The organism is Leptothoe sp. EHU-05/26/07-4, assembly GCF_043421015.1.
In the GTDB taxonomy this organism is placed as follows: domain Bacteria; phylum Cyanobacteriota; class Cyanobacteriia; order Phormidesmidales; family Phormidesmidaceae; genus Leptothoe; species Leptothoe turfae.
Genome location: NZ_JAXSQV010000007.1, coordinates 1,498,041 through 1,510,519, shown reverse-complemented (window position 1 = coordinate 1,510,519; position 12,479 = coordinate 1,498,041). Strand labels below are relative to the sequence as shown.

Annotated in this window: 11 protein-coding genes; 9 read left to right on the top strand and 2 right to left on the bottom strand. The window is 46.5% G+C overall.

Annotated elements, in window-relative coordinates; translation table 11 throughout:
* Nucleotides 1–9: 9 nt before the first annotated feature.
* From U2F10_RS31070 to U2F10_RS31050, 5 genes are all read left to right on the top strand, one after another.
* Nucleotides 10–537 carry a YqeG family HAD IIIA-type phosphatase gene (locus U2F10_RS31070; RefSeq protein WP_163668850.1) on the top strand — a complete coding sequence of 176 codons (528 nt, stop codon included), beginning with the start codon at nt 10–12 and terminating at the stop codon, nt 535–537.
* Between the two features lie 127 nt (nt 538–664).
* Nucleotides 665–1,846 (top strand): glutamate 5-kinase, encoded by a 1,182-nt coding sequence (proB, locus tag U2F10_RS31065; protein ID WP_348918723.1) that lies wholly within the window; start codon nt 665–667, stop codon nt 1,844–1,846.
* A gap of 106 nt (nt 1,847–1,952) precedes the next feature.
* Nucleotides 1,953–2,960 carry a UDP-glucose 4-epimerase GalE gene (gene galE / locus U2F10_RS31060; RefSeq protein WP_499874213.1) on the top strand — a complete coding sequence of 336 codons (1,008 nt, stop codon included), beginning with the start codon at nt 1,953–1,955 and terminating at the stop codon, nt 2,958–2,960.
* 281 nt (nt 2,961–3,241) lie between these two features.
* Nucleotides 3,242–4,366 carry a HetZ-related protein 2 gene (locus U2F10_RS31055; protein WP_163668845.1) on the top strand — a complete coding sequence of 375 codons (1,125 nt, stop codon included), beginning with the start codon at nt 3,242–3,244 and terminating at the stop codon, nt 4,364–4,366.
* A gap of 124 nt (nt 4,367–4,490) precedes the next feature.
* Nucleotides 4,491–5,837 (top strand): ATPase, T2SS/T4P/T4SS family, encoded by a 1,347-nt coding sequence (locus U2F10_RS31050; RefSeq protein WP_499869661.1) that lies wholly within the window; start codon nt 4,491–4,493, stop codon nt 5,835–5,837.
* Nucleotides 5,838–5,868: 31 nt separating this feature from the next.
* Here the strand turns inward: U2F10_RS31050 and U2F10_RS31045 are convergent, their stop codons facing one another.
* Nucleotides 5,869–6,369, bottom strand: coding sequence for a PAM68 family protein (locus tag U2F10_RS31045; RefSeq protein ID WP_163668841.1), 501 nt, complete (start codon nt 6,367–6,369; stop codon nt 5,869–5,871).
* A gap of 57 nt (nt 6,370–6,426) precedes the next feature.
* Nucleotides 6,427–6,696 (bottom strand): 30S ribosomal protein S15, encoded by a 270-nt coding sequence (gene rpsO, locus U2F10_RS31040; RefSeq protein WP_163668839.1) that lies wholly within the window; start codon nt 6,694–6,696, stop codon nt 6,427–6,429.
* A gap of 614 nt (nt 6,697–7,310) precedes the next feature.
* On the opposite strand from rpsO, the gene U2F10_RS31035 reads away from it, so the two are divergent.
* From U2F10_RS31035 to pseF, 4 genes are all read left to right on the top strand, one after another.
* The gene (locus tag U2F10_RS31035; protein WP_499874211.1) at nt 7,311–9,335 is read left to right on the top strand and encodes a glycoside hydrolase family 10-like protein; all 2,025 of its coding nucleotides are present in this window, start codon (nt 7,311–7,313) and stop codon (nt 9,333–9,335) included.
* Between the two features lie 224 nt (nt 9,336–9,559).
* Nucleotides 9,560–10,576, top strand: a complete 1,017-nt coding sequence (pseB, locus tag U2F10_RS31030) for a UDP-N-acetylglucosamine 4,6-dehydratase (inverting) (RefSeq protein ID WP_499874210.1) — start codon at nt 9,560–9,562, stop codon at nt 10,574–10,576.
* 4 nt (nt 10,577–10,580) lie between these two features.
* Nucleotides 10,581–11,747 (top strand): UDP-4-amino-4,6-dideoxy-N-acetyl-beta-L-altrosamine transaminase, encoded by a 1,167-nt coding sequence (pseC, locus tag U2F10_RS31025; protein WP_499874209.1) that lies wholly within the window; start codon nt 10,581–10,583, stop codon nt 11,745–11,747.
* 27 nt (nt 11,748–11,774) lie between these two features.
* Nucleotides 11,775–12,479, top strand: coding sequence for a pseudaminic acid cytidylyltransferase (gene pseF / locus U2F10_RS31020; protein WP_499874207.1), 705 nt, complete (start codon nt 11,775–11,777; stop codon nt 12,477–12,479).

Below are 12,479 nucleotides of genomic sequence, written 5' to 3'. Positions count from 1 at the left end.
TACCTAACCATGACGCCTTGGGGTCGCCTCCTACAACCTGACCTTGCCCTTGATGCTTCTGTCCTGGGCCTTACTCCTGAGCTGATTCAGCAGCATCAACTCAAAGGACTGATTCTTGATGTAGATGAAACCTTGGTGCCGTTTCAGCAAAGTCAGCCTCTAGAAGAGGTACGTCAGTGGCTGCAACAGATGCAAACGTTAGTGCCAGTGGTGCTGGTCAGTAACAATCTTAGCCATAGCCGCATTAGACGGATTGCGGAAACCTTGGAAGTGCCATTTTATACGAGTGCAGGTAAGCCGTCCCGACGTAAGCTGCGTCAAGCCGCAGAGCTAATGAAACTGCCTCACCATGAAATTGCCATGGTGGGCGATCGGTTATTCACCGATGTCTTAGGGGGCAATCGCCTAGGTTTGTTTACGGTTTTGGTAGAACCCATGGTGGACCCCATGGCGGCAAATTCCCCAAAACAATGTCTGCGTAATGCTGAGATTTGGCTATCTAAGCGTCTTGGTGTGGTGCTGGCTGACCGCACTTAATTTCTCGTTTGAGATCTAAAAAAAATATTAGGTCAGCCAGATTGTCAGAGGTTGATTGTGACGGCCTTGCATTGGAATTTTGTATGACAATAGGCTCTGTTACTAGTTCCCACCTTCATCGATTTCTGTGACTATATCGCCTTCTGCTAACGCTCAGACTTCTCAAACCATTGTGGTCAAGATTGGTACGTCTAGCCTCACTTCGGCCAATGGTCAGCTAGCCCTATCGGTGCTTGCTCGTTTAGTAGAAACACTCTGTCAACTAAATCGCCAAGGTCATCGAGTCATTCTGGTTTCTTCTGGAGCTGTGGGTGTAGGGTGTGCGCGACTGGGGCTGACAGAGCGACCTAAATCCATTGAGCAGAAGCAGGCGGTGGCTGCCGTGGGTCAGGGGCGGTTGATGCGAGTGTATGACGACCTATTTACCGTGTTAGATCAGCCCATTGCCCAGGTGTTGCTGACCCGCAGTGATTTAATGCAGCGGGCGCGCTATGTGAATAGTTATCACACCTTTCAGCAGCTGTTTAACTTAAATGTCATTCCCATTGTGAATGAAAACGACACGGTGGCCGTGGACGAACTGAAATTTGGCGATAATGATACGCTGTCAGCTCTAGTGGCGAGTTTGGTGGGAGCCCAGTGGTTATTTTTACTAACGGATGTGGACCGGCTATATTCTGCTGACCCACGGGCCAATCCTGATGCTGAACCGATTACCTGGGTACAGCATTTAGGGGATTTAGATATTGACGTCGGTGATCGTGGCTCTGCGTGGGGAACTGGGGGCATGATTACTAAATTGGAAGCGGCTCGCATCGCCACCAGTGCCGGTATTCGCATGGCCATCACCAATGGTCAGACCCCGGAAAATATTCTCAAAATTTTGGCCGGTGCTCCCCTGGGAACTCAGTTTGCCCCTAAGCCGAATCCTTCAAATGCTCGCAAACGTTGGATTGCCAATGGACTACGTCCCAGCGGTCTGCTTTATTTAGACGCTGGGGCAGTTCGGGCGATTAGTAAAGATGGAAAATCATTGCTTTCTGCCGGAATTGTCGAAATTGAAGGTGATTTTCAGGCCCAGGATGCGGTCGTGCTTTGCGATCGCAACGGTCAAGAGATTGCCCGTGGTCTTGTGAACTATAATCACCATGACCTTCAGCAGATTCGCGGACGTCGTTCTAGTGAAATTTCTATGATCTTGGGCTATGACGGTGCTGAGACAGTTGTGCATCGGGATAACTTAGTGCTCAATCCTGATGCTGTGGGATCTGATATGAAACCTATGGTAGAAGGTGAATATTCCCATTAAATTGGGCTCTATCTATTAACTCTAGGGGCAGCTGGAGGGTCTCTCTCTCTCCAGGTCGTTTGGCTATTTTCATGGTTATACCTATCTAACTTTACGAATTCCTCATATGAGTAGCACAAACACCTCAACTCCAACGATATTGGTAACCGGTGGTGCCGGTTATATTGGCTCCCACGCCGTGCTTGCCCTAGAGCAGGCTGGTTATCAGGTTGTTATTTTAGATAGCCTTGAATATGGTCACCAAGAGCTAGTTGAGCAGCATCTCAATGCCAAGCTAATAAAAGGGAATACAACCGATCGAGCATTACTGGATCAGGTATTTACGCAATACAAGTTTGCGGCTGTCATGCACTTTGCTGCTTATATCGCAGTGGGTGAATCGGTGACAGCGCCAGCCGACTACTATCGCAACAATGTCTATGGCACCCTAAATCTGCTACAGGCTATGGAAGCGGCTGGGGTGAAACGATTTGTCTTTTCGTCCACCTGCGCCATTTACGGTCCTCCTAAGACGGTGCCTATTCCAGAAGACCATCCGAAAAATCCCATTAGCCCCTATGCCAGTAGCAAGCTCATGGTGGAGATGATGCTAAAGGATTTCCAAAAGGCCTATGGCTTACAATCCGTATGTTTTCGCTATTTCAATGCTGCTGGCGCAGATCCCCAAGGTCGTCTGGGCGAAGATCATAATCCTGAAACCCATTTAATCCCGTTGGTACTGCAAACGGCTTTGGGTAAACGTGATCATATTTCGATTTATGGCACCGACTATCCGACCCTTGACGGTACCTGTATTCGCGATTATATCCACGTTGCTGATCTGGCGAATGCCCATGTGAAAGGGGTGCAGTATCTTATAGACGGCGGCGAAACAACCTTTATTAATTTGGGTAACGGCAGTGGGTTTACCGTCAGAGAAGTGATTGAAGCAGCTCGCCAGGTGACTGGGCATCCGATTCCTGCTGTGGAATGTGAGCGCCGCCCTGGGGACCCTCCCAGTCTGATTGGTAGTAGTGATCATGCCCGTGAACGCCTGGGTTGGGTACCCCAGTACGCTGATCTAGAAATAATTATTGGCCATGCTTGGCAATGGCATCAGAAGCGCCATGGTTAACTATGAAATGCTAACCTGGGTTGTCTCTTTAACCTTTCCGGAATAAATTTACACAGGCTGTACTGATAAAAAGTATTCTGATCGGTAGTTGGGCTGACAGTTCTAGACTTGATCAGGATGCTTTACCGGGTAGCAGCCTTAAAGGAAAATACACTAATAGGGAAAAGTGATTGTATCCGGATAAATCGAGGGATTGAGTGCACTAGAATGAGCAAATCATTCATCAATCCTTTCCCGTGGCATTTTGCTTGGGGTTTCTCTAATCAGCAGCAGGCGCACGCATGGCAGTGGCAACTACAATCGTAAATCAATGGCAGCAACGGATTCAGTCCGATTTGCCCGATCAAAGCCACGATACCCATATAGCAATTACCCAGTGGCTCTGCGGTGAAGACACTGATCGATTTGAGGCGCTTTCTCACAAGGATCTATCCATTGCCACTCAGGCAATGGATTATCGCTATCGTATTTTTTATAAAACCTACTGGGGATTACCCCCTGATCGAGCTTATCAAACCCTGATGCGGAAGCTGGGTGGCTTGTTTTTAGTCCGTAGCAAAATCCGTACCTGGATTGCCCTCAGTCGTGATCGACAGCGTCAGGTTAAAGACGTTCTGCAAGAAATTATTCAGGAGATGTTGCAAAGCGATCGTCATCTTCAACAGCAGATGAGGTGGATCGGTGAGTGTACAAAGCGGCCTCAGCTTCGTAATTTGCTGACCATGGCAACAATTGAGGAGTATTGTCTGCGGCCAATTCGTAACCAGCCTCTAATTGTTTATCGCTTTGTTAACTATCTGAGACGTTCCCAGCGCGGGGGAATGACCCAAGTTCCTGGAGCGCAGCTAATTCAGCTAATTTCAGAGGAAATTGGGACAGATGATACTGAAAGTACTATCAGCCTGTTTGATGTGCAAGCTGTGAGTACCTATGAGCAGCAACAGGACTTTGAAGCAACCCAGCGGGCACGCCAGTCAGTTAAAGATAGCTTTACAGACTATCTGCAAGAAACCTTGGGAGATACGGCGACCCAATGGCTAGAGCTGCATTTGCAGGGGTATACCCAAGACAACATTGCTAAGCAGCTAAAAATGTCGATCAATCAGGTGTATCGACTACGGGAAAAAATTAGTTATCACGCGATCCGTATTTTTACCCTGAAAGAACAGCCAGAATTGGTGCTGGGATGGTTAAAAACCACATTGTCTGAGCATGACTTAGGTTTAACCTCTAGTCAATGGCAAACCTATTGGCAAACGTTAGAACCTTCTCAGCAGCAGCTACTGGCCGAACTGAAGCAGGGCAGTGATATCGATGCGATCGCACAAAAGCTAGGGTGCAGACCTAAACAAGTCATGAGTGAATGGGCTAAGCTTTACCTAGCTGCCCAAGATTTACGAACCTAGCCAATCCCAGGCTCTTTGAAGGTTGTCTTTGGGCAACAGGCGTGGGTGTCTCATGGGCAGGTTATCTCATTCACATGATTACACCTGTACCCTTGTCTTCGTTATTTCCTTTTTGGCAGCCATCATGTCAACTTTCCCTGAAAACCATGCGTTGTCACCGCCCTCAAGCCATATTCATCAGCCTAATGTAAAGACAAACCTAGAGCAAATGTTCCTGTTAATCGAAGGAATTTTGCCCTTTGAAGCCTGTCTCTATTATCAGGTTCTGCCGCTTTCAATTGAGGGTAGTAGCCTAAACCTGGGCATGGTAAACCCTGACGATACTAAAGCTGCTGACTATGTCAGACGTCAGGTCTCTTATATTAATTGCTCCATTGTCTCAAGGCCCATATCGTCTGACTGGCATCGGGAAATTCTATCAAAGTTTTTGAGCCACTCAGCCAAAAACCGCCAGGCTTCTCAACCCTCACAATCTAAGGCTAACGCTACGTCCAGTCCATTTCAGGATCAGCCTACGCTGGTGGTAGGAGCTCCAACTGAGATTATTGAACACCCCCATGGGGTTATTGCTGAGCAAACGACAGCGCCTCAGCAGTCTGCCTCGCCGCCGCCCGTGAGAGCAGGGAAGGAGGATAAAACAAATAGTGCAGATATGCCACCAGCTCCCTTGAGTATTGAGTTAGAAGAGTCGGTAACTGACCTAGAAGAATTGCCATCTGAGGAATCATTATCTGCGGCAGAACCAGCGCTATCTGAGCACGAGTCGCTCGTACTCGAGCCACCAGAACCTGCCAACGAGCCATCAGTACCAGCGGCTGAAGAGCCCTTGTCACCACCCACCGATGAGCCGTCGGCGACCGCCGTTAAAGAACCCACAGCAGAACCTAGCCCGGAGGTAACCTTTGATCCCAACCGATTGAATCCCAAAGAACTTACCCAGATCTTATTGAAACGGCTGATTACTCAAGAAGGGATTGGACGACTTTATCTAGAACGTCAAAGCACCACCTGTCGAATTCTTTGGAGTAAAGATGGTGTTGTGCAATCAGTTGTCAGCGATATTTCCCCTCAACTTTTCCAAGGTATCATCAATGAACTCAAACGTATGATGAGTCTTTCCTTGATTCCCGTCCGTAAACCTAAGCAAATCGAAATCGAACGCATCCATAACCAGAAGCGAATTTTGCTACGCTTCCGAGTCATGCCCGGTGACCATGGAGAAGAGGCCACCCTACAAATACTACGGGGAGCAGCTCTGAAGTTTTATCAGCAGCAGCAAATGGATAACTTGGGCCGTGATGCGCTAGGCATAGCTCAAGATTTGCAACAACGCATCGACGATCTGCGAGCTCAAGCACAGCGAAATCTTGAGGTTCAAGACGACACAAAACAAAAAACGCTACCAGCGATTATGACAATGCTCAAACAAATGGAGCAACAGCTTCACGACATCCTTGAGGCATCGGATTAAATGTCAGCATGACTGCGCTATGGCCAGATTATCATTCAGAAGCCGAGGGTTGCTTCGACTTCCGCCAACCTTGAATTAAGCGGCGAAAGTTGATAGAAAATTCAGCAATTCCCAGTAGACTGCCTGCTTCATCCTCTTGCCAGGATGCAGACAACACACCATAGCTGAGGCCAATGGTTCCCAACCCAAAAAAGCCCAGGGAAACGATGAGGACAACGACATTGGGAAATTCAACAATGTGCTGAGTCAGCAGAACATAGGCAATCACAAACGAAGACATACCTAAAGCGGTAGGCACCCCAGCAAATACTGCCATTCGTCGAATCATACGACGACTGACCACTTCTGGGATACCCATTTCTTCCTTTTGGGTCTGCTTACTTCGTTTGCTCGCTTGCTTGTCTGACTTCTTAATGCCTGAGCCTGATTTTTGAGGCTGTGATGCTTGGCTAGATGGAGCAGCTTTATCACTTTGCCGCCTATTTGACTTAGGCTCAAAGGGCAGCGACTCACGCTGAGATTCAGAAGGCATAAACCAGTTGATCCTAGACTGCGTGTTTGAAGGTGATGAATATCACCACCTTGTATCTTAGCCGCGGATACCCAGCTTTTTAATCAACTCCTGATACCGACTAGAATCCTGCTTGACCAAGTAGGCTAGCAAGCGCTTACGACGACCGATCATACGCAATAGACCTCGTCTAGAGGAATGATCTTTTTTATTAGCCTGCAGATGCTTACTCAGCCGATTGATCTTTTCAGTGAGCATGGCTACCTGCACATCTACAGAGCCAGTGTCTGTTTCATGTACCTGATAGTCAGAAATAATTGATTGCTTTTGTTCTTGCAGGAGCGCCATAGAGCTTACCGATTACAGTCTGTGGAAACGAATAAAGTTGAACCTGTGAGCATGCACAATTCAACGCAGGATTTTGTATTGTACTACAGCAATGCTGGTCAGATGCCATAACTCTAGAACTTGTTCCGTCCTAAGTTTTTCCATACCGCTATGTAGGTACGGCACGGTATATCATGCAAGCGTGGCTATCTTCTAGCAAAGCAGCATGGTCATATCTACATCGTAGGCAGAAACTTTACAGAACAAGGTAGGAAAACTAGACCTTATTTTCTGGGAAATCTTCTAGCAGATGTAAGGAGAAATAGGGTTCATTTTTATGCGTCCTGCCCTAAGAACGTATCTTTGTCACTACTTCAATAAATTGCCCGCTACTGGGGTTTATTAGCCTTGTGGTCGCGGTTTTAAAAAATAGATTACTTTCTCAATGTTTTAGTTGAGGTTACTCGATTTTGCTGTTTAAAACGGCCAAATCATCCCCGATAATAATGACCTCTTTGGGTTTAATTCTTTGAGAAACGGTTTAAAACTTTTTTGAAACCTGAGTTCCATACAGTGTTCGGCATTGTCTTTGTTTTGTTGCGTCAGTATTCTTGCTTCGTCTGATAAGCCTGCTCATGTTCCATTCTCTATTTTCTACGTCCTATGCATTGGCCGTTTTGCTAGGAGGTATTGCTCTGGCGACCCCAGGATTTGCTCAATCATCGCCTTTACCAAAGACCGATAACGAGGCTGTGGAGTTAGAGTCGTCTTTGGTAGAGGCGGAGCATGGTCAACTGGCCCTAAATGTCATGGATCCAGCCGATAGTATTGAACCTCCTGGTTTAGATGTGCGGCCTGGCAATGGCGTGATTAGCCCGTTCTTAGAGCTGGCCATGCAGCAAGAGCTTCATAACTTGATGGGGCGCTTTGAAGGTGCTTTGCTGCATGGCTATGCTAGTGGTCAACCAGCAGAGTTAGCATTGACCTCCATGCGCACTGACGGTAGCCTCAGCGCGAGTTTGGGCGGCGCGAGTTTGCCGACTCCCCTGTCCCATCCTGCGTTGGAAACGGCACAGCAAACTCTGGATGATTGGCAAAATCTGATCGCTCAAAGAGACTATGGCACTGCTCGCCAGCGATGGCTTGAGTCTCGTCAGGCTCTCTGGAATGCGTTTCCAGTTGAGCAATCTTTGGCCCACGCGGAAGTTCGTGCCATGTGGTTAGACCGCGGCACGATTGTGCGTGCTGGATCGGAAGCAAAGTTAGCAGATGTTTTTGACCGTCTTGCTGCTGCCGGTATCAATACGGTCTTTTTTGAGTCCATGAATGCCGGCTATCCTATTTACCCTAGTCGCATTGCTCCTCAGCAGAATCCCCTAACCCGTCATTGGGATCCGTTGGCCTCAGCTATAAAACTGGGCAAAGAGCGAGGCATAGAAGTTCATGCCTGGATTTGGTTATTCGCAGCTGGGAATCGTCGCCACAATGCGCTGTTAAATTTACCAGCCAGTTACCCAGGTCCCCTCATTAACGCTAACCCTGGCTGGACTGGCTATGACCGCCAGGGCCGTATGGTGCCTTTGGGCCAGGACAAGCCGTTTCTGGATCCTGCGAATCCGGAAGTGCGTAGCTATCTGATGCGTATACTGCAGGAGCTGGTCGAGAACTATGATATCGACGGTGTGCAGTTTGATTATGTCCGCTATCCCTTCCAAGATCCTGGTGCTAATCGCACCTATGGATATGGAACAGCGGCACGGTTACGATTTCGAGATATGACTGGGGTGGATCCAGCGGCGCTCTCTCCCCGTGATAATCCAGCCCTGACTACCCATGAGCAGCGACGTCAGCGCAGGCTCTGGCAGCAATGGACTGAGTTTCGTGTGCAACAAGTGAGTTCGTTTGTGGCTGAGGCTTCTCAGATGCTGCGCCAGCGACGTCCGGGCATCACTGTGTCGGCGGCGGTGTTTGCTAAACCGACCCATGAGCGTGTCCAAAAAATTCAGCAAGACTGGGAAACTTGGGCAGAACGTGGAGATGTAGATTGGATCGTATTGATGAGCTATGCCATGGATACCAATCGGTTTGAAGAGCTGATTCATCCCTGGGTTTTAGACGGTAATTATGGCTCGACGCTAATTATTCCAGGTATTCGATTACTGAATTTGCCTGAAATGGCAGCATTAGACCAAATCCAAACACTACGGGATCTACCGGTGAGTGGCTATGCGCTGTTTGCAGCTGACAATCTTCAACAAGGGATTCAGACGCTGCTGAATAACACTCAGGGCGATACGTCTATGCCGCATTCCTTACCGCAAAGACAACCATTTAATACGGCAGCTGAACGCTATCAGTCGTTACAGCGAGAGTGGGGATGGTTGTTGAGTAATGGTCAGCTATTAATGCGCGAACAGCGAATGGCGCAGTGGGTTGATGATGTCAATAAGTTGGGTGACCAGCTGGCGGATTTAGCAGAGGATCCGTCTCATCGGAAATTAGAGGAAGTGCGATCGCACCTGCATCAGCTCAATCAAGTGATCGATTCTGAGCTGACAGTAAAGTCCCAGCAAAATCGCTATCGACTGCAAACCTGGGAATACCGGTTGGCAACCATCGAACACCTGTTAGCCTACGGTGAAAACCGATTTATTCCCTAGTGCATAAATTTAGTGTATTAGATTAAAACATTTTGCCAAATTGATTGGTTTGGTAACATCAAGTTTGCTTGATGTTACCAATTGCAATTGTGGGCATATTGAAAGATGAGTATCTAAGCCTTATTAGGCACGCTATAACCATCCTGAATCAGGATTGTGTTTACAGGGGGATTTGAGTTGGTTAGCTAATTCGCGGTGGATGTTATTTATTGGCGAGTGAGTTCATGATACTTAGTGAAAGTACTTCTATCTTGGTAACTGGCGGCACTGGTTCATTTGGTAAAAAATTTATAGAAAAAGTTCTAGAAAAGTTTCCGAATATTAGGCGATTAGTCATCTACTCCAGGGATGAACTAAAACAATTTGAAATGATTCAACAGTTCTCTCCCCAGCATTACCCTGGACTGCGCTACTTTATTGGAGATGTACGTGATGTTAGGCGTTTAACACGTGCCTTAGAGCAAATAGATGTTGTTGTGCATGCCGCAGCCCTCAAGCAAGTGCCTGCTGCTGAGTATAACCCTATGGAATTTGTTAAAACCAATGTTCTAGGTGCTGAAAATGTTATTCAGGCAACATTAGATACAGATGTAAAAAAAGTAATTGCTTTGTCGACTGATAAAGCGGCAGCTCCGATTAATCTCTACGGAGCCACTAAACTCTGTTCTGATAAGTTGTTTATTGCAGCCAATAACATAAAAGGTCGACGAGAGTTGAGTTTTAGCGTAGTCCGCTATGGCAATGTTATGGGGTCACGAGGGTCTGTTATCCCCTTTTTTCTGAAAAAACGAAAAGAGAGAACTTTGCCCATTACCCATCCAAATATGACACGTTTTAATATTTCTCTAGAAGAGGGTGTAGCCATGGTATTTTGGGCTATTGAAAAATCATTAGGAGGAGAAATTCTAGTCCCTCGTATTCCTTCCTATCGGATTACTGATGTAGCTAAGGCTATCGCGCCTAATTGTGAACATCCGATCATAGGTATTCGTCCTGGCGAGAAAATCCATGAAGAAATGATTACTAGCTCAGATTCCTATACTACTGTGGATCTTGGCCCCTACTATGCAATTTTGCCGACTCAGGGGCACTACAGTATTGAACGATATTGCGAGGTAATGGGAGCAAAACTTGTAGAGCCAGGATTTAGCTATAACTCTGGCGACAACGATCACTTTCTATCGGTTGAGGAACTACGAGAATTGATCAAGTACCACGTTGATGCGGACTTTAGCATTTAGCACGATGATTGAGTATATTCCCTACGGAAGACAAGACATTACGCAACAAGATATTGATTCCGTTGTAGCTGTACTTAAGTCGGATTGGTTAACCCAAGGGCCAGTGATTGCTCAGTTTGAGCAAGCTGTTGCTGATTATTGTGGTGCTCGATATGCTGTCGCTGTTTCTAGTGCAACAGCTGCATTACACATTGCTTGTTTGTCTATAGGCTTGAAAGCCGGGGATTCGTTATGGACATCGCCAAATACCTTTGTAGCTTCAGCAAACTGTGGATTATACTGCGGTGCATCAGTTAATTTTGTTGATATCAATCCAAAAACATATAATTTGAGTATTGATGAACTTGAGTATAAGTTAGAGCAATCTGTGCGACAGGGGTGTTTACCCAAAATTTTGATACCAGTTCATTTCGCAGGTCAATCTTGTGAAATGGAAAAGATTGGAACTTTAGCTCAAAGATATGGCTTTCAAGTCATTGAAGATGCCTCCCATGCAATAGGTGGGAGATATCAAGGGCACCCTATCGGCTCCTGTGCGTTTTCTGATATGGCAATTTTTAGCTTCCACCCAGTGAAGATTATTACAACTGGAGAGGGTGGCATGGTTGTAACTAATAGAGCAGACTTATATGAAAAATTAATACGATTGCGCATTCATGGGATTACTCGCGATTCTGAGCTGCTTCAAGAAAAATCTCATGGCCCATGGTATTATCAGCAACTCGAACTGGGTTATAACTATCGGATTACCGATCTTCAGGCTGCATTAGGAGTCAGTCAATTGTACAGGATTGATGAGTTTGTTGAAAAGCGCCGCTGGTTAGCGGAGCGCTATAACAAGTTGTTACAAGATTTGCCGCTGGTTTTGCCTTGGCAGCATGGAGATACGGTATCAAGTTGGCATTTGTATGTGGTGCGATTGAAACTAGATAAGCTGAGTAAAACTCACCGCCAGATATTTGAAGCGCTTCGGCAGGCCGATATTGGTGTAAATGTGCATTACATTCCAGTCCATACACAGCCATACTATCAGCAATTTGGATTTGTCTGGGGAGACTTTCCCGAGTCAGAGAAATATTATCGAGAAGAGATGAGTCTGCCTCTGTACTATGGGCTGACTCAAACGGATCAAGATCGTGTCATTCATGCGCTACATGCCATTCTTCAATGAAATCGATATTTGTTCTGAGAGTTCATTATGAAAGTAGCTGTGATTCCTGCACGAGGAGGAAGTAAACGGATCCCACGCAAAAATATTAAAGCCTTTTGTGGGAAACCGATGCTGGCTTGGTCTATTTTGGCAGCATTAGACTCGCATTTGTTTGATCGTATAATTGTTTCTACCGATAATGTCGAAATTGCTGAGGTAGCCAAACAGTGGGGAGCAGAGGTCCCTTTTGTGAGGCCAAATACACTTGCTGATGATTATACTGGTACAACCGAAATTGTTGCCCATGCTACTCAATGGATGGATGATCAAGGTTGGCCTGTCGTCTCTGTATGTTGCATTTATGCAACAGCTCCGTTTATTCAAGTGGGTGATCTACAGCGAGGATTAGAGTTGTTAAATTCTGGGAATTGGGAATATGTATTTTCAGTGACGGAGTTCGCTGCACCAATTTTTCGGTCGTTTAAGGAGAATTCTGAAGGGGGAATCGAAATGTTCTTTCCAGAGTTTTTCCTGCATCGTTCTCAAGATTTACCTAAGGCATTGCATGATGCTGGCCAATTTTACTGGGGCCGAGCAGCTGCATGGCTAGGTGGTAAACGTATATTTAATCGACATTCTGCACCTGTTATCATACCGAAATGGCGTGTGCACGATATTGATAATGAAGAAGACTGGGTCAGGGCAGAAATCATGGCACCTGCCATCATGAGCAGATGTCTGTCAGACAATTAA